At 51.7% G+C, this 21,720-nt stretch carries 18 protein-coding genes; 5 read left to right on the top strand and 13 right to left on the bottom strand.

Going from position 1 to position 21,720, the window contains the following annotated elements; all coding sequences use genetic code 11:
• Positions 1-266: 266 nt before the first annotated feature.
• The 10 genes from nspC to NSS79_RS11660 form a co-directional block, all read right to left on the bottom strand.
• A complete protein-coding gene (gene nspC / locus NSS79_RS11705) occupies positions 267-1,403 on the bottom strand; it encodes a carboxynorspermidine decarboxylase (RefSeq protein WP_179091793.1) in 1,137 nt (378 codons plus the stop codon).
• A gap of 26 nt (positions 1,404-1,429) precedes the next feature.
• Positions 1,430-2,629, bottom strand: a complete 1,200-nt coding sequence (locus tag NSS79_RS11700; protein WP_076112218.1) for a saccharopine dehydrogenase family protein — start codon at positions 2,627-2,629, stop codon at positions 1,430-1,432.
• A 458-nt stretch (positions 2,630-3,087) separates the two neighbouring features.
• Entirely contained in the window at positions 3,088-3,258 is a 171-nt protein-coding gene (locus NSS79_RS11695; RefSeq protein WP_342439494.1) for a DUF5808 domain-containing protein, read from the bottom strand.
• A 223-nt stretch (positions 3,259-3,481) separates the two neighbouring features.
• A complete protein-coding gene (locus NSS79_RS11690; RefSeq protein WP_342439493.1) occupies positions 3,482-4,243 on the bottom strand; it encodes an alpha/beta hydrolase-fold protein in 762 nt (253 codons plus the stop codon).
• Between the two features lie 24 nt (positions 4,244-4,267).
• On the bottom strand, positions 4,268-5,248 hold the full coding sequence (locus NSS79_RS11685; RefSeq protein WP_342440350.1) for an iron ABC transporter permease: 981 nt from the start codon (positions 5,246-5,248) through the stop codon (positions 4,268-4,270).
• 59 nt (positions 5,249-5,307) lie between these two features.
• Positions 5,308-6,315, bottom strand: a complete 1,008-nt coding sequence (locus NSS79_RS11680) for an iron ABC transporter permease (RefSeq protein WP_342439492.1) — start codon at positions 6,313-6,315, stop codon at positions 5,308-5,310.
• Between the two features lie 29 nt (positions 6,316-6,344).
• A complete protein-coding gene (locus NSS79_RS11675) occupies positions 6,345-7,358 on the bottom strand; it encodes an ABC transporter substrate-binding protein (RefSeq protein WP_342439491.1) in 1,014 nt (337 codons plus the stop codon).
• Positions 7,359-7,481: 123 nt separating this feature from the next.
• Complete coding sequence (locus tag NSS79_RS11670) at positions 7,482-9,149, bottom strand: AraC family transcriptional regulator (RefSeq protein WP_342439490.1); 1,668 nt, start codon at positions 9,147-9,149, stop codon at positions 7,482-7,484.
• 170 nt (positions 9,150-9,319) lie between these two features.
• Positions 9,320-9,526 carry a hypothetical protein gene (locus NSS79_RS11665; protein ID WP_038589412.1) on the bottom strand — a complete coding sequence of 69 codons (207 nt, stop codon included), beginning with the start codon at positions 9,524-9,526 and terminating at the stop codon, positions 9,320-9,322.
• Positions 9,527-9,545: 19 nt separating this feature from the next.
• Complete coding sequence (locus NSS79_RS11660; protein ID WP_038589409.1) at positions 9,546-10,127, bottom strand: ATP-dependent Clp protease proteolytic subunit; 582 nt, start codon at positions 10,125-10,127, stop codon at positions 9,546-9,548.
• A 186-nt stretch (positions 10,128-10,313) separates the two neighbouring features.
• On the opposite strand from NSS79_RS11660, the gene NSS79_RS11655 reads away from it, so the two are divergent.
• Positions 10,314-11,057, top strand: a complete 744-nt coding sequence (locus NSS79_RS11655; RefSeq protein WP_342440349.1) for a sigma-70 family RNA polymerase sigma factor — start codon at positions 10,314-10,316, stop codon at positions 11,055-11,057.
• Positions 11,058-11,108: 51 nt separating this feature from the next.
• The gene (locus NSS79_RS11650) at positions 11,109-12,002 is read left to right on the top strand and encodes an NAD-dependent epimerase/dehydratase family protein (protein WP_342439489.1); all 894 of its coding nucleotides are present in this window, start codon (positions 11,109-11,111) and stop codon (positions 12,000-12,002) included.
• Here the strand turns inward: NSS79_RS11650 and NSS79_RS11645 are convergent.
• Both NSS79_RS11645 and NSS79_RS11640 read right to left on the bottom strand, forming a co-directional pair.
• Positions 11,982-13,799, bottom strand: a complete 1,818-nt coding sequence (locus NSS79_RS11645) for a methyl-accepting chemotaxis protein (protein ID WP_342439488.1) — start codon at positions 13,797-13,799, stop codon at positions 11,982-11,984. The genes NSS79_RS11650 and NSS79_RS11645 overlap by 21 nt on opposite strands.
• Before the next feature lie 387 nt (positions 13,800-14,186).
• Positions 14,187-14,594 carry a VOC family protein gene (locus tag NSS79_RS11640; protein ID WP_342439487.1) on the bottom strand — a complete coding sequence of 136 codons (408 nt, stop codon included), beginning with the start codon at positions 14,592-14,594 and terminating at the stop codon, positions 14,187-14,189.
• A 303-nt stretch (positions 14,595-14,897) separates the two neighbouring features.
• Between NSS79_RS11640 and NSS79_RS11635 the strand changes: the two genes are divergently transcribed.
• The 3 genes from NSS79_RS11635 (at position 14,898) to NSS79_RS11625 (ending at position 17,318) form a co-directional block, all read left to right on the top strand.
• Positions 14,898-15,878, top strand: a complete 981-nt coding sequence (locus NSS79_RS11635) for a zinc dependent phospholipase C family protein (RefSeq protein WP_342439486.1) — start codon at positions 14,898-14,900, stop codon at positions 15,876-15,878.
• 383 nt (positions 15,879-16,261) lie between these two features.
• Entirely contained in the window at positions 16,262-16,630 is a 369-nt protein-coding gene (locus NSS79_RS11630; protein ID WP_342439485.1) for a serine hydrolase, read from the top strand.
• 7 nt (positions 16,631-16,637) lie between these two features.
• Positions 16,638-17,318, top strand: a complete 681-nt coding sequence (locus tag NSS79_RS11625; protein ID WP_342439484.1) for a hypothetical protein — start codon at positions 16,638-16,640, stop codon at positions 17,316-17,318.
• Positions 17,319-17,544: 226 nt separating this feature from the next.
• Here NSS79_RS11625 and NSS79_RS11620 read toward each other — a convergent pair whose 3' ends face one another.
• Complete coding sequence (locus tag NSS79_RS11620) at positions 17,545-21,660, bottom strand: choice-of-anchor I family protein (RefSeq protein ID WP_342439483.1); 4,116 nt, start codon at positions 21,658-21,660, stop codon at positions 17,545-17,547.
• Positions 21,661-21,720 lie beyond the last annotated feature (60 nt).

The raw sequence follows: 21,720 nt of genomic DNA, 5'->3' as shown, positions 1-21,720 counted from the left end.
AGTTCACAATTGCATTAAGTAATCAATTCCTTTTCACCGTCAATGTAATAGTAGATGGATTAGCCCGGCGTTTCATGCCGATCACTCCTTTCACGTTCAAGCTAGCTTGCTTCATGCCTCGATGTTACGCGAGTTCTATGCTTAAGAGCAATGGATAAAACAGCTTTAACCATTCAGTACTTCCGCTTCCCCCGTTAACCGCAACCCAAAAAAGGCGCCCCATCACCCATAAACACAGGTGGCGGAACGCCTCGCTATTATAATTATTAAGACAATCTGTTGCTAAAATCGCTATATTCAAACTCTCTGATCACCTTAAGGCCCTCTTCTTCGTTATACGAAGCAATGGCCGGCAGGTTCACACCGTTGAACATATGATTCTTCACCATGGAATAATGCGCCATGTCGAGGAAGACAAGCTTGTCGCCGTATTTCAGCGGCTCCGGGAATGAATAGTCCCCGATCACATCTCCTGCCAGGCAGGTCATGCCGCCGAGTCTGTACGTATAGGCATGTTCGCCCGGCTCTCCGGCGCCGATAATGTTCGGACGGTACGGCATCGCCAGCACATCCGGCATATGGCATTCGGCCGAAGTATCCAGAATGGCTATATCCATTCCGTTATGCATCGTGTCCAGAACGGTAGCCACCAGATATCCGGTATTGAGGGCAACCGCCTCACCGGGCTCCAGATAGATCTCGACATTATAGGTTTCCTTCATATGCAGGATGCAGCTGATCAGCTTCTCCAGATCATAATCGGGACGGGTAATATGATGGCCGCCACCGAAATTCAGCCATTTCATGCCATGCAGGTACTGTCCGAACTTCTCTTCCACGACCTTAAGCGTACGCTCCAGCGTATCCGAGTTCTGCTCGCACATCGTATGGAAATGCAGGCCATCGATACCCTCAAGCTCATCGGGCCGGAAGTTCGGCAAAGTTACGCCCATCCGGGAAAAATTGTAGCACGGATCATAGAGCGGCACTTCAATCTCGGAATATTCCGGATTGACACGGATGCCGCAGCTGATTCTCTTCGGAGCATTCTGCACCCGGTCCTTGAACCGGCTCCACTGATCAAACGAGTTGAACACAATGTGGTCGGTATAACCGAGCAGCTCATCGAACTCGCGGTCCATATAAGCAGGCGCGTAGACATGCACCTCTTTGCCCATTTCCTCGAAGCCCAGCCGGGCTTCGAACAAGGAGCTGGAGGTCACGCCATGCAGGTACTGTCCGACAAGCGGGTACAGGGCATGCATGGAGAAGCCTTTTTGCGCAAGCAGAATTTTCGCACCACTACGTTCTTGCACGTAGTTCAGTGTCTCGAGGTTCTTCTTCAGCAGCCGTTCATCCACAAGGTAAGCGGGTGAAGGCAGCGAGCTGATATCGATATCTATATCCTTATCCTTCATTACGTTACGCCCTAATCCAGCAGCGTTGGCGAGAAATCTTCTTGCCAAGGCAGCCCGTGTTTGTTCAGTGCATCCATGAATGGATCCGGATCGAATTCTTCTACGTTGTAGACGCCCGGTTTCTTCCAGATGCCTTTTATAATCAGCATAGCCCCGATCATTGCTGGAACGCCGGTGGTATAGGAAATGGCTTGGGAGCCAACCTCTCTGTAGCATTCCTCATGATCGCAGACATTGTACACATAGTAAGTTTTTGGCTGGCCGTCTTTAGTGCCTTGAATGATGCAGCCGATGTTGGTTTTGCCTTTGGTTCTTGGTCCCAGGGATGCCGGGTCAGGCAGAATCGCCTTCAGAAACTGCAAAGGAATAATTTCTTTACCTTCATAAAGGATCGGCTCAATGGAAGTCATGCCCACATTCTCAAGCACCTTCAGGTGAGTGAGATAGTTCTGCGAGAAAGTCATCCAGAAACGGATTTTCTTCACACCCTTGATGTTGGCAGCCAGGGATTCCAGTTCTTCATGATACAGCAGGTAAATATCCTTCGGACCGATCTCCGGGAGATCGTAGACTTTTTTCTCGGACAGCGGTGCAGTTTCAATCCACTCGCCATTCTCAAAGTAACGTCCGTTAGCCGTAATTTCGCGGATATTGATTTCAGGATTGAAGTTGGTGGCAAACGGATAACCGTGGTCGCCCGCGTTGGCATCAACAATATCAATCGTATGGATTTCGTCAAAATAATGCTTCTGCGCATAAGCCGTGAACACACCGGTTACACCAGGGTCAAAGCCGCTGCCGAGCAGCGCGGTAATTCCTGCTTTCTCGAATCTTTCTTTGTACGCCCACTGCCAGGAATACTCGAATTTAGCAGTATCCTGTGGTTCATAGTTGGCGGTATCCACATAATGCACTCCCGTTGCCAGACAAGCATCCATAATGGTCAGGTCCTGATATGGGAGAGCGACATTAATAACGACATCCGGCTGGAAGCTCTTGATCAGTTCAATGACCTCGTCCGTGTTATCTGCATCGAGCTGAGCAGTAGAAATCTTCGTCTGGCCTCCGGCCAATTTATCTTTCAGAGCATCACATTTCGCAAGGGTTCTGCTCGCGATACAGATCTCTTCAAATACATCCGGGTTCTGACAGCATTTATGCACAACAACACTTGCTACGCCGCCAGCGCCAATAATTAACGCTTTTCCCAAAATTAACAACCTCCCAAAAAAAGTTTTGTCAGCGTTGCTTCAGAAGAATAGCTTTATACAAAACTTGCTTCGGAAGCATGGGCTATTCCATATGAAAAATCAACAAGGCTGATTATACAGAATACTTTTGAATAAATCAATAAAAAACGACAAAAACTAATGCCTTTTCTGTAAAATCTACGGATTTCCTTATTAATACTCTGTAATTCATAGTAATACTTGATAATGCTCTGTTTTTCTCGACTTCTTCTCATCATTGCGCCAAAGAAGCAGAAGCTATATTGAACGGAAACCCGTATACAAGGCCAACCGGACTATTGTATCACAGCAGGGGTCTGCTTCATACGATTTATTTTAAAATCAATGAATTCCTCACCTCCCTTGCAGCTCCGCAAAAATCTGCCGGGTCTCGGATGCCTCCTTATGGTTATAAACCACATAGAGGTCAGGCAATCTGATTACAATGTACGGAGGGGATTGTTTATAGAGGTATAGCTTGCTTTTGCCGAAAGGCCGTAATATATATATTTACCCGTTTTTGTCCCTATATTAATCGTAGTGCCAATTCCAATCCGCTTCGGCACCATAATGGAACGGTCATTAGGGTTATTATAGGTTGTCCCGTTCATCCAATACTCATCATCATCCGTGTATAAATTCTCCTATTCACCCGCAAACGCCACCGCCTCAAGTTTCTTTTAGCTATTATGTACACATACAACGCCCAGTATCGGTACAATTTCATCCTCTCTTCATGATCTACTAAAAAAGGAGCCTTCCCTCAGCCGCCAGCGCGGTTTTCGGAAGACTCCCTTATATGATTGCTCTGCCATTGATTCACTCGCCACAGGATCAGACTCTGCTGCCCCCGGCATGCTCTGCTCCAAACAGCCAGTGCAGGGCATGGGGAAGCTGCTGGCTGAAAAATACACTGTCATGTGTTCCTATAGGGTTGGTCTCAAAGCGCAATGTCTGCTCGCTAAAGCCCTGCTCCAGCAGCAGCTCATGCGCGAGGCGCGACTGCGGGACCATTTGCTTTTGCAAGTTTGTCTTGTACAGTCCCTCCAGCTCTCCGACATACATGTAGATCCGCTGTTCCGGCATCGTCCTGCTCTGTCCCCGTATGTAATTCAAGATACCTTCATACCAGAACGATGCGGAGATCAGCCCGATCCTGCCAAACACATCAGGATAAAGGTATGATCCATAAAGCGAGATCAGTCCGCCGAAGGAGCAGCCCAGCAGGCCTGTATGCTCTGGTCCTGGCATAGTATGATAGCTGCTGTCTACATACGGCTTGATCCTCCCGACAAGCTCCTTCAAATACTCTCCGCCGCCGCCACCAAAATCCGGTCTGCCCGGCATCAGGGCCGGTGACGGCCATGGTGTATATTCATGATTCCGGTCATGCGGGGTAATGCCGACAAAAATCAGTTCCGGCAGCGCTTTGGTTATAAATAAATGCTCCAGGTAATTCAGCGAATGCTCCATCACTTCGCCATCATCCTGCAGATAAACAACCGGAAACCGTCTGCCCTCTTCCCCATAGGACATCGGAGTATAGAGAGTCAGCCTGCGGCCGCCAATCTCTTCCTGTATATAAGTTCCTTCCATGATGTTAACCTCCTTCAAGCGCACCTATTTCGTGCGTGTCTTGAACAAAAGAAAAATGAAATACGGCACACCGATGATAGAGATGACAATGCCTACCGGCAGTTGAGCCGGAGCGAACACCGTTTTGCCGATAAAATCGCTGATAACCACCATCAGCATCCCAATCATGCCGCATAAGGGGACGATGTACTTATAGCTGTTGCCGATCAGTCTTCTGGCGATATGCGGTGCGATCAGGCCAACAAACCCGATGCTGCCGGACACGGAAACACAGGCGCTGACCAGACCGACACAGCAGAGCAGCAGGATCTGCCTTTCTCTGCCTACAGCGACACCTAATCCCTTTACACTGACTTCATGCAGCTGCATTAAATCAAGAACAGCTGCGCGTCTCCAGATCACTGGAATTAATATCACCAGCCAGGGCAGGGTCGAAAGCACCTGTCTCCAGTTCGCGCTGTACACGCTGCCGGCCAGCCAGATGGCGGCCATCTCAAAGTTTTGCGGGTCCATTTTGAGTGAGACAAACAGGGTAATTGCCCCAAAGCCGGATGCAAGCGCGATGCCCACAAGAATCAGCTGCTGCGGATTAAACTCACCGTTCTGCCTGGCGAAGATATAGAGCAGAATGACGGCAACCAGCCCGCCCACAAATCCGAACATCGGCATGGACAGGACCGCAAACCAGTCCGGGGTTTTCATCGTCCCTGCGGCAAAGAACATGTACAATACGACAAAAGCTCCTGCAGCAGCATGAATGCCGAGAATTCCGGGATCCGCAAGAGAGTTGCGGGTGATGCCCTGCAGCACAGCACCGGCGATTCCCAGCCCGAATCCGACAAGTGCGCCAAGTACAATGCGCGGCAGACGAAAATCAAAGATAACGAGGTCATGATCTTTGGCGGGATTAATCCGCAGTAAAGTACGAAGCACATCCTTCGCCGAAAGATCGAAGGTCCCGTTGGTCAGGCTGATGTACATGAAACACAGCGTGAGTGCACACATGATCAGAAACAAGGACCAGAATGCAAGCCGCTTTGGTTTCGGTGAAAGAGAGGACTCGCTCAAGTCTGGCCGCCCCCTCTCGTCTTGATTAAATAGAGGAAAAAGGGAACCCCAAACAAAGCGGTGACTACACCGATCGGCGTTTCAAACGGAAAATTCACGAATCTGCTGATGAGATCGCATGCAGCCAGAAACAGCGCGCCCAAAAAAGCGGAAAAAGGAATGATCTTGCGGTAGTCCTGACCGATCAGATAACGCGTAATATGCGGGATTATGAGGCCGACAAAGGCTATTTTCCCGGCAATGGCCACTGAGATCCCCGTCAGAATGACGACACTCAGCATCGTCAAGCCTTTTACCACTGTGACCTTAAGGCCGAGGCCTGCAGCGGTCTCGTCACCAAGCGAGAGCATTGTCACGGAGCGGGCCATCATCAGACCCAGAGCCAAGCCGACCATGGCAAACGGAATTGCCAGCTTGATTAACGCCGGGTCCATCATATGCAGCCGGGCGTTGTACCAGAAGCTGATATTTTGCGAAATTTGAAAATAGGTAGCGAGCGCCTGCGACACCCCTCCAAGAAACGTGCCGATAATGGTACCCAGGACGGCCAGTGACAAGGGCGAGGCCCCGCCGGGCAGCAGCTTGGCTGTACCGAAGACCAAAGCCGCTCCCAGCATCGAGCCTGCCAGTGAATAGAGAATCATCGTCATGGATGAAGCGCCGGGCAGGAACACCATACATAGCGTAATGGCAAATACAGATCCGTCGCTAATCCCCATAATTGAAGGAGAGGCCAGGTAATTCCGCGTCATCCCTTGCATTAAGGCCCCGGATACGGCCAGGAACGCGCCGATCAGCAGCGCCCCGGCCACCCGCGGAATCCGCGAGGTGCGGATTATCAGATGATCAATATTGTTCCCGTCCAGATGAAACAGCGCATTCCATACCGTGCCATAGCTGATGGATTTAGTGCCATAGAGCACCGACAAGACACCGACGAGTATAATGAGGACGACCCCCAGCACCAGCAAGGAGGTCGTCTTTAGTCCGGCAGATAATTTCATATCATCCCACTCTTTTGTACAATCTCAGATTACTTGTTCAGCTGCTCCACTGCAGCCTGCAGGAAGTGTATGCGGCTCCATGCCGGTCCGCCTTCGGACAACGGATCAATTACATTAACGAAGGTCTTTTTATTTTTCATCGCATTGATTTTTTGGATAATCGGATTACTTTGCAGGTCTTCCAGCGCTGTTGCAGTCTCAGCATTCTCATCGGCAGCAAATTGGATAAACAGGATATCCGGATTCATAGACGCCAGCTGCTCGACCGAAATGCCTTCCTGTGCTTTCGCCGCTTCTACCTCTGCCGGAACACTCAGGCCAAGATCGTTATACAAGATAGGGTTAACAAACACCGCCGCAGGGAAAATAAACATTTGTCCCGCACGGATACGTACTGCCACTACCTTCTGATCCTTCAGCTTCTCACCAAGCTCTGCCTTTGCACTTTCCAGCGCTGCCTGATATTTGGCGATTTCCGCCGCAGCCTGCTCCTGCTTGCCAGTCAGCTCTGCCATCAGATTCAGGTTCGCTTCCCAGTTGCTGGCGATATGCGAGACTTGAATAAGCGGAGCGATTTTCTTCAGTTGCTCTACTACTTCAGGCTTGAACTTCGTAGTCCCGAGGATCACATCCGGCTTAAGCTTCAGGATCGTCTCGAAGTTCGGCTCGGTTTTCTCCCCGATTGATTCAGCCTTGTCCGTAATGGCAGCGAAGCGTTCCGGAAATTCACCGCTGAACGTAATTGCGCCGACTGGATGCACATCCAGCACCAGCGCATCCTCCATGGCTTCCATAGCTCCGGTAATAACAATCCGTTCTGCTGATGCGGGTACCGTATATTGCTCCCCTAAATATTCAATCGTGCGTGTGCCTGCTTCAGCAGCTGCCGGTGAGGCTTCTGCCGTAGCCGCCGGAGCTGCTGTTGCGGTTTCCGCAGCATTTGCGGCCCCATTTGCCGGCGTATTGTTGCCGTTGCCTCCGCACGCTGTAAGTACGAGTACAAATAATGCTATCAGTCCTGCTATCCCAAATGATCTTTTCATCTTTCTATAAATCCCCTTCCACTCTGTAAAATGTCCAATCAATATCACAACAAGTGATAATGATTATCATTTTCGATTATAACGAAGGGTCTGCTGCCGTACCATGGACAAAAGGCGGAACATTTATGGACGATTGGCTGCAAGCAGCTGCAGCGTCTGCCGGAGCATCCGCAGCTGCGCATAAGCGGAATGCTCACGCCAGGGATCGGAGCTCATATGATGCACCCGGTGTCTCTGAACCGCAGAAAGCTTCAGCCATAACGGATGATTCTGCAACTTCTGCCACTCGCCCAGCGTATCGTTCTCTCTGCGGATCAGCATGAACAAATGATCTGCCGGCAGAGCCGCAAGCTCTTCTAGTGTAACCGGCACGTTATAAATACCTTCGCCGGACTTAAAGGCCGGCTTTAATTCCAGCTCCCGGTAGAGCATGTCCAGCATGCCGTGATTGCAGTACAAATACAGCTTGCTGCCAAGCATCCGGATCACAGCAACAGATTCATCACCCATCGCTTTGTGCAGAAGTTCTTTGGCGCTGCGCACCTCACGGTCATACGCTGACAGCCACTGCTCTCCTTGCCAGCTCTCGCCCAGAACCTGTGCCAGTTCCTGAAACTGCCCACGCCAATCACAGCTGCCGCCATGACTATAATAGACTGGAGCTATCTTCTCCAGCGCGGTTTTCTCCTGCTCCTTCAGCTCATCCCGGGCGATGATCAGGTCAGCCGGATGCTGGCTCAGCAGATCAATGTTAGCCTGCCATTCCTGATTGTTGCGGTACGCGCTGATATGCACGGGAATATCCCCACGGTAGTTCAGATAATAATATTCCGTCCATTTCGGATGCAGCGCTGCCGCGTAGGGAGTCAGGTTCAGCGGCAGCAATTGTCCCAGCACCGCCGGAGTATAAGCAACCAGCTTCCGGTGACGGCTTTTCATATAGACTGCAGGCGGCACACCGATCATCTTTTTGAATTTCCGGCTGAAATAGAACTCATCGGCATACCCCACCCGGTGAGCGATATCCCGCAGCTTCAGTCCACTCTCCGCCATCAGCCGTTTCGCCTGCTGCAGCCGCAGTTCGGCGGCGTATTCCACTGCACTTTTGCCGTATTTCCGCTTAAACAGGTCCACAAAATACTTGGGGCTGAGCTCGGCGGCTTGCGCCAGCTCCTGGGTCGTCAGCGGCTCCGTGAAGTGATCCTCTATGTACTGCTTGGCCTGCTCCAGTGCCCTTCCCGTATCTCTGGGCTTCTGCCGGCAGCTCATACGAATCACATACAGCAGCTCCTGAAAATCTATTTGCGCGCGAAAGCTGATGTTCTGTTGTCCGGCCCCGGAGATCCGAAAAACTTCACTACAGACGGAAGAGACTTGTTTAGCTGGAAAGTGTGGCAGTATGGTATCCGGCGGAAACAGAAGTGCGTCATGGATTGCATGGTCACGAACGTTCTCCGGCTTGCCGTAATGATAGACTTCAAAATAAAAAATATGCATATCCAGGCTGGCGGCCGGTTTGGCCGTTCCGATCGTTTGCTCCGGCAGGCATAGACAGACTGAACCTGCGGACAGCTCCACCTGGCGGTGATCCACATGAATCCGGACTGCTCCGCCTGCCACCAGAATCAGCGCATAGCAGAAATTCAGCTGCTGGGGCAGCCGGACCTCCCCGTCTCCCCTCAGTGCCTGAACCGACAACAGTCTGAAGGACAACTGATCCCAGTCCGGCAGAGTCTCAGCATCCTTTTCAGCGGGAGAAGTTACTTCTGGTTCCATTACTTTCAGGTCCATTGTTATATAACACCACCATTACAGAACTTTTATATTACTCTATTACAAACAAGTATAATTGATAATCGTTCTCAATGACAATGACGAGAATACTTCATTAGATGCAAAAAAATCCCCGAACCCCTTGTTAGGGGCTTCGGGGATTCCAGTTACAGCAGAACATTACGGTCTTACTGCCCGAATCCGACGCGGGGACGCTCCCGCTCCTTCGTTTCCACGGCTACGGCACGGATAGAGCTGATCGGAATGTACAGTACCTGATATTCCGTACGGTATTTCACGAACCGCTCGTCGATCTCTTCCAGAACACCGCCTCTGACACTGGAACCATCCAGAAAATTAACGGTGACCTCTTGCCCTTGCAATGCTGCCAGCATACCCATCCGCTCCATTCGCTTAAAGTTTGGTAATGATTTTGTCAATAATCCCGTATTCCAGCGCCTCTTCGGACGACAGGAAATAATCCCGGTCCATATCCTTTTCGACCTTCTCCACCGGTTGTCCGGTGCGCTCCGCAGTGATCCGCACAACCTTCTCCCGGATCTGCAGAATACGCTTGGCGCTGATTGCGATATCACTAGCCTGCCCTTGTGCGCCGCCATGCGGCTGGTGGATCATAATCTCGCTGTTCGGCAGGGCGAACCGTTTGCCTGTAGCTCCGGAGAGCAGCAGCAGCGAAGCGAAAGAAGCCGCAAAACCGGTACAGATCGTATTTATCTGAGGTTTGATTACCTGCATCGTATCATAAATTCCGAACCCCGCGGTAGTTGAGCCGCCCGGGCTGTTAATGAACATCTGAATATCCTTATCCGGCTCATCCGCCGCCAGAAACAACAGCTGGGCAATGATGCTGTTAGCCAGCTGATCGTCAATGGCCGCACCCACGAATACAATCCGGTCTTTCAGCAGCCGGGAATAAATGTCGTAAGAGCGCTCGCCCCTGCTCGTTTGTTCAATCACATAGGGAATAATACTCATTCTTATATACCTCCTGTAATGTGCCTTAACTTTATACCCTGTAAACGGATCATGGCGGGCAAAGGATACGGCACATACAGAATTTTTAAATTTACGGATGATGCGTATCTTTTATGATGAGCTATTCGTTTATATAATAGAGGGAACAAATTAAATGGGATAGCCAGAAGGAGATGCGTAAGCGTGATGACCCTTGAAGAGTACAATACCGTTAACCATACCGGTGAGAAAAGTCTGCAGTCGCTTGGAGCAGTCCTGAACCGCTATTGCCTGACACTTACCCGGTCCAGCATTGAAGCCGAGGATTTGGCTCAGGAGACCTGGGCAAAGGCGCTGGGATACGGCAAATTTCCGGCCAATCCGAATCCAGAAGCCCTGCTGCTGCGGATCGCCAAAAATACATGGATTGATGCTGCACGGCGACGGGCTTCCCTGAGCCGCGCACTGGAGCGCGGGCATTCACAGGCAGAGCCGTTAACGGGCGGAACGATCTCCGAAATTGAAATGGCCTTTCAGGCCCTAATGAAACACCTGTCTCCGCTGCAGCGGACGGCCTTTCTGATGCGGGATGTGCTGGGCTATTCTGCGGATGAAACGGCGGAACAACTGGAAACAACCGAAGGTGCGGTGAAGTCGGCGCTGCACCGGGCACGGCAGGCACTCACAGCCGTTAGAGAGGATCTGTCGGCGGACGGCGGGCCTGCGGTTCCGCTGGATGCCGATTACCGGCAACTCTTGTCGGCGCTGGCCGATGCTTATGAGCAGGGTCAAATCCCTGTCATGCTGGAGCTTCTCCGCCAGGAACATTCAGCGGAACTTACGATGGCTGTAAGCACAGGTACCGTGCAGGCGCTGCACTTTGCCGGCAGCAGCCGTTCAACCGCTGGCCGCAGCAGCAGCACTCATGCCGGGCTGCGGATGGCCGCCTAACCCAAGGCTTCAGGCGGGTCAGCTATTTCAATTTATAAAGGAGTGTATTGAATGAGGAACATACTTGTGCTTGGGGGAACCCGATTTTTTGGCAAACAGCTGGTGGAACGGCTGCTCAGGGAGGGAGACAGCAAGGTAACGATTCTGACCAGAGGCCGGGCGGAAGACGACTTCGGGGAACAGGTCTCCAGGCTGAATGTGGACCGCACGGACGCCAAAGCGCTTGCCGAAGCCGTCGGGGATACCGTTTGGGATGTGGTCTATGACAATATCTGTTTTTCACCGGATGAGGCTGATGCTGCCAGCCGTATTTTTGCCCGCACCGCTAAACGGTACATCCTGACCTCCAGCCTGTCGGTCTATAATCCAAAACCGGAAGCTTTGACCGAAGCTGACTTCGACCCTGAAGTGTACCCCTTGCAATTAGGTGCGAAGGAGGACTTCAACTACCAGGAGGGCAAAAGGCTGGCCGAGACGGTTTTGCTGAAGCAGGACGCATTCCCCGTGGCTACCGTGCGTATTCCTATGGTACTGGGCACGGATGATTATACGCGGAGGCTGCATTTTCACATCGAGCATGTCCGCGAAGGCCGGCCGATCGGCATCCCGAATACCCGGGCTGCCCTCTCCTTCATCCGTTCGGATGAGGCGGCGGATTTCCTGTATTGGCTTGGCTTTTCCCAACTGACCGGACCGGTAAATGCATGCTCGGACGGGTCTCTTGCCATAGGGGAGATCCTCTCCATTATTGAAGCAGCCACTGCTAAACAGGCGGTGATTGTGGCTGAAACTGCGGCTGAGGATATGTCTCCTTTCGGCATTGCCGAGTCCTACCATATGGATACAGCAAAAGCCCGCTCGGCGGGCTTTTCATTCCTTGCACTCAGTGACTGGTTTCCGGAGCTGGTGGCCCAGCTTAATGCTTCATTCGGCGATCGCGAGTAGTTTTTCCGGCGTTTCATTAAGTCCACTCCGGTGTTCTTCCAATACCAGCAGCTGACCGGATGGCGAGACGTCCCCGGTCTCCTCTTCTATTTTGAAAATATTGATTTCCCTGAACAGCCGCTGCGAAATTTCGTTAATCTCCACCGCCTGCCGGGCAATATCACGGATTGCCTTGTCCTGCTGCGTGCTGGAAGCATTGACCTCCTGAACGCCTGCAGCTGTCTGCTCGGCTACGGAAGCTACGGAGTGGATGGATACGGCAAGCCGGGAATTAATCTTCCGGGTCAGCTCCACCTTATGGTGAATTTGTCCAATTTGTCTGCTGATTCCGGTAATCGATCCGTCAATCGCCTCGAAAGATGCAAGAGTTTCCGCTACCTGGTGATCCTGCTGCTCGAGGCTTTTTTTCGTCTCCAGCATGTAGCCCTGAAAGTCGGTCATACTGTTCTGAAGCTCATGAATGATCTCGCTGATATGTATGGAGGAATCTTTGGTCTGGACCGATAAATGCCGGACTTCGTCCGCAATAACGCCAAACCCCTTGCCGGAAGCTCCGGCCCGCGCCGCCTCAATCGCAGCATTCAGCGAGAGAATATTCGTCTGCTTGGAGATTTCGGTAATGGAATTCGTGATCCGGGTGATATCCTGGGATTGCTCCACCAGCTTCTCCAGCGCTTGATACACCCTGCCGATGGAATCACGGGAATGCCGGGAAATCTGCTGCAGTGCGGTAACCGTCTCAGACCCTCTGCGGGTATTGTGATTGGCGGTTTCGCTTGTCGTGAGCATGGCATCGGCATGATCCGTAATCTCATCCACTTCCCGCTCCAGCTCTTGCAGCAGAACTGCACTTTGCTCAGACTGCACGGCTTGCTGATCCGCACCCACGGAGATTTCCTGTATCGTTCCGACAATATCCTGATTAGTATCCGCGGTAATGGATGAGGATTGCTGGAAGGAATGTGAATAATCCGCCAGGGATGAAGCAACGGACAGAGTCTGCCGCAGCATATCCCGGACCCGGGTAACCATATGATCAAAATGATAGCTCAAACGTCCCAGTTCATCATTGTAAGGAGAATTGATTTGCTGCCGTAAATCGCCATCGGCAATTTGCTGCAACGCATCCTGGAGCCTGCGCACCGGTCTCAAGAATGAGCGGATCAGCAGCCAGGCCAGCACCAGGGTGAACAGGAAAACTCCAACTGCGGCGTAAAGCACAATGGATACCGTTTGATCCAGCAGTGTAAAAGAATGATCCTGTGCCCTCTCGGCGTTCCCTGCGGCAGCGTCATACAGTTTCCCGTTGGTTTCCAGCATCGATTGATTTACAGCCGTTGCCTTCATATGCAAGGCGTCGATTTGTTCCAGCACCGTCAGCGGATCAAGGCTCTCATCCTCCATCGTCTTGACCAGTTCCCCGAATAACCCCGCATATTCTCCGGCCTGGGTCCGGAGCAGCTGCAGTTCTGTGTACGCAGGCGTCTCCTGTTCAAAATCCATACGGGCAATCTCATCGGCGAGCCGCTGCTGCTTGTCCTTAAAAGGCCCGGCAAGCTCCACATCACTGGATTCAGCCAGCGATCCTTCCAGACCGTCCAATTCCTGCAATAGCTGCGTGATGGTTTGAACGGTGATCCGTTTTTCCATCTCCGTTTTCTGCCGTTCCATAGAGAGCTCCACCTGATTAATCTTGTGTCCCTGGTACAGAGCCACCCCCAGGAAGATGAAAGTTATCGCAGAGAATACCAGAATCAGCTTCCATTTCATAGATAGGTGCAGCAAGCTTCTTTTCAAGCATATCATCCCTTCGTATCACGCCTACTATAGGTATATTTTACTAATACACTCATTGTAGGAGCTGGATATTAAATACTCTCCAAGGTTTTGTATGCGGATCGTAAAGAATCTGTTGCGAAAATGTTAACAAAACCTGCACCGTACCCAATACAATTAGAATAAGCCCCGGACCGGAATGACGCTATTTTGATGAATCATCCTAGTTGGTGCGTTTTTAGAGCACATAAGTTCACTGGAGTCCGCAACATCAGAAATAAAGCTTTTTTGGACAAAATAAGGGCGCTGGGGTCCGAATGCCGCTGCTCAAACAGGTACAAACAAAACAAGCCCCCGGAATACTCCAGAGGCTTGTTCTAGATCAACTACATATTCTGATCCGCCCGCTTACCCGGCGTTTTCTTCCATATACATGACTTCCCACAGATGCCCGTCAATATCCTGGAAACTCCAGTTATACATAAAGCCGTGATCCACCGGGTCGTTAAAAGGTTTCCCGCCTGCGGCCAGCGCCTTCTGCACCAGCTCGTCCACTTCGGTTTTGCTGGAGGCAGAGATGGCCAGAATTACCTCTGTCTGACCGGAAGTGTCGATAATCTTTTTGGAGGTGAAGGTGTTGAAAAACTCCTTGACCAGCAGCATCGCAAAGGTGTTGCCGTTGATGATCATACAAGTTGCGTTCTCATCGGTATACTGCGGGTTGAACTCAAAACCTAAAGCGGTAAAAAAGTTAATCGAATTCTGCAGATTGTCTACCGGCAAATTAACAAAAAGCTGGCCTGCCTGAAATCCCATTCTTCTCATCACCTCGGTAATTTATTGAGTGTAATCCGCTTGATTATAGCATGAATTACAGAATGATGCCTCTAGTTGCAGCGATATATCCATACGCCGGCTTTTGTATAGGTATTTCCAGCGCCAGTCCACCGGGTCCTGCAGTTTGCACAATTGCCACACTTTGCAGAGTTGATATTGGAGCTATACAAGAGTACCTTAGAATTAAGCGCAATATGAAAACAATCCAAAGAAGCAGAATGCAATCTCTCTTAACATGAAGAGATTATGATGGAGCTATCTAAGCGTAAAAGGGGTGGAGCGATGCCTAATATTTGGATGCATTTGGAGTATGGGCAGGTGCTGGCGGAACAATTTGCGGATCAGTTTCCTTTTCTGGGCGGGCTGAAAGAGCGGCCTGAATTATACCAGCTTGGCTGCCAGGGACCTGATTTACTTCTATACCACCGCTTTATGCCGTGGCGAAAAGATACCGGAGCCCTCCGGCTGGGCGACCTTATGCACTCTGTGCACTGCGGTCCGGTGCTGCTGGAGTTCTGGCAAAAAATACGCAGCCTCCCTCCACCTGACCTTGCAGAAACGCAGCAGTATTTCCTTGGATTTCTGACGCATCATCTGTTGGACCGTAATCTTCATCCCTACATTAACTGGAAAGCCGGCTACAAGCACCGCAATCATCAGCGGTTTGAGATTGTCCTCGATACTGTGTTCATGCAAAGGCTGAAACAAATCGATACCTGGCGGATCGCAGCCTGGAAAAAAATCCACGTCGGCTCGCGGCTCCCCCATACCGTTCACACGCTCCTGCATGAAACCGCTGCGGCCTGGTATCCTGAAACAAAGGGCCTTCCGGATGAGATCTGGCAGGAGTCGTATCAGGACATGATTCTGGCACATAAATGCTTATATGATCCCAAAGGCTGGAAGAGGTCGCTGCTAAGAGGAAAAGCGCGCCACCATTTCTACCAGCCGCTTTCCCCAAGAGACGAGCAGCTGGATTATTTAAACGAAAAGCATGCCGAATGGCGGCATTCCGCGCTGTACTCCGAGGTCCGGACAGAAAGTGTCTGGGAGCTCTGGGAGCAGGCGCTGGAGGAAGGGCGGAGTGTGCTGCAGGCTTTGGCCGATTGGCTCAACAGCAAGCTCCCCGCAGAAGCAGCCCGTGCGCTGGAGCAATTCAAGCGGGTGCTCGGCAACCGGTCTTATGATACCGGCAAGGATTGCAGCAGCAATCTCAAGAATCAGTTCGCCGAGCCTATCTGGGATTCCGGTATTAGCTCGTAAGGACATTTGTATTATTTCAAGGGTGGAGCTCCATTAGCGTCCGCCTTTGTCTGCCGATTTCCACTGCGAACAGCGGTACATAATCAAGAAATCTGCAGACAACAGCGGCCGGAAGTCCAAACATTCTCTGGAATCACGGCCAATCCCAAACCGATTTAATTAATATAGCTTCAAATACCAGATTAAGAGCAACAGGCCCGTATTTCCACTGCATCGTGGAGAACGGGCCTGTTTGCATGAACATTTAAGGATTGATTAAGAAACCGGCAAAGATTAAATAAGAATTAATTCCGTATGATGGAAATGTACCTGATTATGCAATGGAACTTGGAAATAGGTTACCTGGCATGGGGCAATTGTAGAAGAAAGAAGGGGAACAAAATATGAATACGAGAGAGCGGATTCCGATCATAACATTTCTGGCTTGTGTGCTGTTCTTTACGTTTTTTTCGATTCCGTCCTATACAGCGGATGCGGCTGGCACTGGCGAAACGCCTTCGGGGATTCCTTGCAACCGGCTGGAACAGGAAATCGACAGCTATGTAAACTCCCAAATTGGACAATCTACTCCCGGCGCCGCGGTTGTGGTGACCAAGGGCGACAAGATTATTTTTTCTAAAGGCTACGGTTATGCCGATATCGGGAAGAGGACACCAGTAGATCCTGCAGGTACCGTGTTTGCCTACGGATCAATCAATAAGGCGTTTGTCCTGCTGTTGGCCAATTGGAACTTTTTCCATTTAACACCATAGGTCGAATATGAAGAAGATCACATCGAATCAACTAGCAGCTCTGCTGGCAGGAATATTCATCATCGTCATATTGACTGTATTTACTCCCGCTGTCTGCTCAGCGGGCAGCACCAATACCGCCGCAGCGTCTGATCTGACGGTCAGCTTTTACGGGTACCCCGCAGCACTGCCCATTCTGTACTGTATCAGGGCGAATAAGAGAAGACGGAGCGGGCTCCAGCATACACTGAAACTGCTTCCTCCTTGGCTGAACCTCGTCATCTCTTCATTTTTTACTAATCTGCTTATTGGTGTAGCGGTGGTTATTTTCTTTGGAGGCGCTCTGCTTGTGGTTCCGGCTGCTTGGCTGCTCCGGCTGTGGAGAAAAACCGCACCGGCCCGGGCGGCAAAACGCCGATCCATAACCGTCTTGCTGTGGGGAACCGCTCTCGGGGCCAACTCCCTGCTGTTGCTGCTCAATGTGCTTGGCAATTCTGCCTTGACACTGAATCAACTTCAGGTTGGAAATTGTATCAATTGGATTTTGGCAGGTCTGCTGCTGCCCGCTCTCAAAGGAAAGCATATTCGGCAATCTCAAAACCAGAAATGGGCTTGGGCTGTTATGACGGCGCTTTTTGTTGGCCTCGTTGTACTCCTGGCCTTTTTTTCTACGGTTGACATTTCCTCTAACCAGATAGAAATCGGGTAATACAAGGTAAGACCTAACTTTGGAAGAATCATCAAGAACCCACAAAAGAAAGGCTTGTCCAAACATCGAACAGTTCCGGAACGGAAAATATATTTTGCCCGGATGTCTGCTTCGGCTACGGCCCTTTAAAGGGTAAAGTTACCGGGTGGTGCGACTGTGAAGCGCACCGAAAAACCCCTGACGCCCAGAAGGCGTCAGGGGTAATCAAAGAAATCCGTTGCCGGGTTCAGTCGGCAAGCTTGAGCAGTGCAGCCAGCATCTGCGCGGTTTCCTCACGCGTAGCTGAAGCCTGCGGCGCAAAGTTAACACCGCCATCCGGGGCGGTTTTGCCTGAGATGATTCCCGCCTGCTGGACAGCTCCAGCAGCTTCCAGCGCATAAGAACTAATGGACTGGCGGTCTGTGAATACAGCAGTGCCGCCGCTTACTGGCAGCGTCCAGTTCCGCTCATCCGCCAGACGGATAATCATAACTGCGAGCTGTTCGCGTGTAACCTTCGCCTTAGGCGCAAACTTCCCGTCTCCGGTGCCGTTTACGATTCCGCTAACGTTCGCCCAGGCGATGGCCGCAGCATAATAGTCATCCGCCTTCACATCTGTGAAGCTGCCGGACACTGCCGTGTTCAGCTCCGCCCCGGCCAGACGGGCCAATAGCAGGGCTGCGTCGCCACGGCTCAGGTTGCTCTTATAATCAAACTGGTTTTTGTTGATTCCGGAAATAATGCCGCGTGCCGCCAGATACGTGATAGAGTCTTTGGCAAAGCTGGCAGCGGTATCGGTAAAGCCCGGGTTGCTGTAACCAACCGCATAAGCAGAGAAATGCGCGGTACGGAAGGTCAACTGACCGCTCACCGCATTATAGCGGCTGCCAGGAAGCACAACCAGCTCGCCTGCAGCAGTAACATTGTAGGCCACTACCGCATTGGCATCCTCTGCAGAAGACAGTGAATACGGGATGCTCACCAGCACTTTACCTCCCCCAAAGCTGGATAGGGTACGGCTACCGGTTTGCACGGTAAGGTTGATAACCGGACGGCTGCCGACTGTGCTCCGCGCGGCTTCGCTTATACCTCCAGCGGGATTGCCCATAACCCTGCCAAGATCGGTTCCCGTAATAGATAGTTTCACCGGTTCACCGTTTGCCGCAGTGTTCAATGCAATTACCGAAGTGCGGTCGAACGAGACGCTTCCAGGTCCCGCTGCGAATGTCACATTTTGCACAGTGCTGCCGGAAATAGCACCCCAGACTGCGGCGGGAACCTCCAATGTAGCGGTCTTGGCCGCACTGCTTGTACTAGCTACGCGGAAAACCAGCTCTTTGCCGGCAGAAGTTTTTAACGATTCCAGCGCTGCTGTCACGGCTTCGGCAGTAACCGACAGAGTCGCCGCTCCATCCGCACCTGCTGCGGCCTTGAGTTCAAGAACAACCTTGGAGCCTTCAACCGTTACCGCCGGGGGTTGAGCTGCAACTGCCGGGGTCTGCCCCGCAGAGCCGCCTGGACCCGGATTCGTAATGACCGGATCAGCCGCAGCTACAGTCACCAGCGATTCGGCTATGCCATAACCATCCGCACTGTATACGGAGACGGTCACCGTTCCCGCTGCCAGCGGCGTGACTGTCCCATTCTGGTCCACTGCGGCCACTGCAGGATCAGAGGAGCTCCAGCTAAGCGCCGAATTCTCTGGAGTTCCAGCCGCTGGCTTAACCTCGGCTTTGAGCGTTGCCGCTGCTCCTCCCGCTTTTAGAGAGAGTGACTTCTGGTCCAGCGTAACCTTTGTAACATTTAATTGATATACCGCTACAGTGCCTCCTACCTCATTGGCTACCAGCACCAAGGGAAGTCCGGTCGGACTGTCCGTTGCCGGAATGAACTCGATGCCTTCCGGCCCGGTGTCTGTAGCGATATTATTTTTCGGCGTGAATTCACGGGAATTAATATAGTTGAGAAACTGCGGCTGCTCAGGATTGCTGACATCGTAAGTCATTAGGCCGCCGATGCGCTCCAGCCCGATGAAGGCCAGCGCTTTTTGCCCGACCTTGCCTACCTTAACATATTCAGGCTCCGGTCCTTTTTTGGTGCTGCGGCTGTCCAGCGTTGTATTGCTGTTGCTTGCGTTGAAATAATCAGGCAGCCGCTCCGCTGTAATCCGTTCAAAGTCACTGCCGCTGTCATACACCTGCTTCAGCGTATCAGCGTCCCATACCGAGAAGGAACGGCCCCCATACAGGTACATGCCGTCATGCCCCATATCCGACATGACCTCTACACCGTCATATTTCGTATTTCCGTTCAGGAACATTGCAGCAGCGGAGTCAGGTTCAAGCGCACCCTTCATTTTGCCGATCGTGCTGGCATTTTCCTTGCTGTCCCATTCCGTGGCATCGCCCTCATTGGCCGTGAACAAGTAGGTCTTGCCGTTAACGCTATACTGGCTGATCCCATCTGGCATATAAACGCCGAAGAACGGAACATTTTCCAGCCTGCTCTTGCTGTCCTTCACGAGGTCAAGTCCATTTAGCGGATCGCTCAAATCCTTAAATCCAAGCCCCTTGACCCACAGCAGCTTGCGGGAAGCAATATCAACTGCAGCTACTGCATTGTTCTCCTGAAGGGTAATATAAGCGGTCTTCTGATCTTCGGACAGCTCGATAAATTCCGGCTCCAGGTCGCGGACTGCCTCTTCCTTCGTTCCCTTTCCTGTAATCAGCTTCGTTGCCGGATCAACCGCCCCGCGGATATGCACGAGATCGTCGATCCGTTCAGGGTTGTCGAACTTGACGTAACCCGCTGATTTCGCGGTCGTGTCAATGATCGTCACACTGCCTTCCGGGTCCCCCTCCAATGTTCGGGGCTCGGCCTCGTCAGCCGTAAGAATAAAGCGGCCATCCCCGGTGAATTTGATCATATCAGGCTGGACTCCAGCCTCATAGGTATCCAGCAGCTTACCGTCATAATCCAGCAGAAGAATTTTGCCGTTCTTCATGGCATCCGCTTCCTGTATGGCTACAGCAATCCGCTTCGTTACCGGGTTAATGTCCACACTGGTCAGGTCGCCATAGCTGAAGCCTCCGGTTTCCGCCAGCTGCTCCACGTTGATGCTCTTTTCCTTTTCCGGATGGATGCCGTCCTTCAGATTTACGATATCTACTGTCGCCGGATGCGTCGAACCGTTGACCAGATAGAACTTTCCGTTATCACGGTTATACTTGACGATCTCCGCCACACCGCCGTCTTCATTGGTAACCCCGACAGAGTATCCGCCAATCTTTGTAATGCTGATAATATCCGCAGTTGGCTCCCCTGCCGGCTTATCCACCGTCAGCGGAAGGCTGCCTTCCGCCTTCATAGCAGGAGCACTGCTGTCGTATACTGAGACACTGACCGTTGCCGGACCTGCTGCCGCCGGAGTTCCGCTGATCTTGCCGGATGAAGCATCCAGGCTCAGACCTTCGGGCAGCCCCGCCGCCTCAAAGGTATAGGGCAATGTCCCGCCATATACGGACAGTGTTACCGAATACGGTGATCCGGCCGTGGCTGCAGGCAGAGACTGGTCCGCCAGTCCAAGAGGCTGAATAGCCATGCCCCATGCTCCGTCGGCGCTGCTGTGCGGCTTCATCCGATTCAGCGTTCCCGCATCCAGTGAATCGAAGCTGATCTGCTTAAGATCCGTTTTATTATTGTCACTATCGGCAAAATCGCTGCGCCACACCGACTTCTGCTTCGAGGTACCGCCGGATTTGCCGGTCGGATAGTCACTTTCATAGCCGTCGATGGTTGAGCCGTTGTCATTGCCTGCCGTGCCGATCATATCCACGTAGGAATCCGGTTTATTCAGGAACGGATTTGCCGTTTCCAGCAGCGTAGTACTGTTCAGCAGCACCACCTTCATTCCTTTATTGTAAAAGAGAATATCACTCCATACCTGATCGCCTTTGCCGTTGATATCACTTTTAAAGTCTGGGTTCACTTTGCCGTCCGTAATCAGATAAGAAGAATACGCGTGAATCGTGCCGGTCAGCTCCAGCTTGCTCCAGGCTCCGTTCATGGTTGGATCTGAGTATTGCACGGACCAGCCGCTTAAATCCACAGCGGAATCCGTAGGATTGTAAAGTTCGATATAGCCCTTGGAGAAGTAACCTCCCGTTGTTTCGGCATCCCCTCCGCCATAAATCTGGTTCACGACAATATGGGGAACGGTTACATCATAAACGCCGCCAGCGGTATACGGAGTGCCGGCCCCGGGTGCTGCTGCAGCTGTTGCCGGACCTGCGTTCCACACAGGGCCCACTGCCAGTTCTGCGGCAATCAGCAGGGAAAGGATTGTTTTGCCTGTTGAATTCAAGTGATTGTCACTCCAATACTCTATAGATTTTTTTCTACTATAGAGGACGAGTATGTTCTG

The sequence above is a fragment of the Paenibacillus sp. FSL L8-0436 genome, assembly GCF_038593025.1.
Classification (GTDB): Bacteria; Bacillota; Bacilli; order Paenibacillales; family Paenibacillaceae; genus Paenibacillus_AQ.
This window is presented reverse-complemented; position numbering and strand designations above follow the sequence as displayed.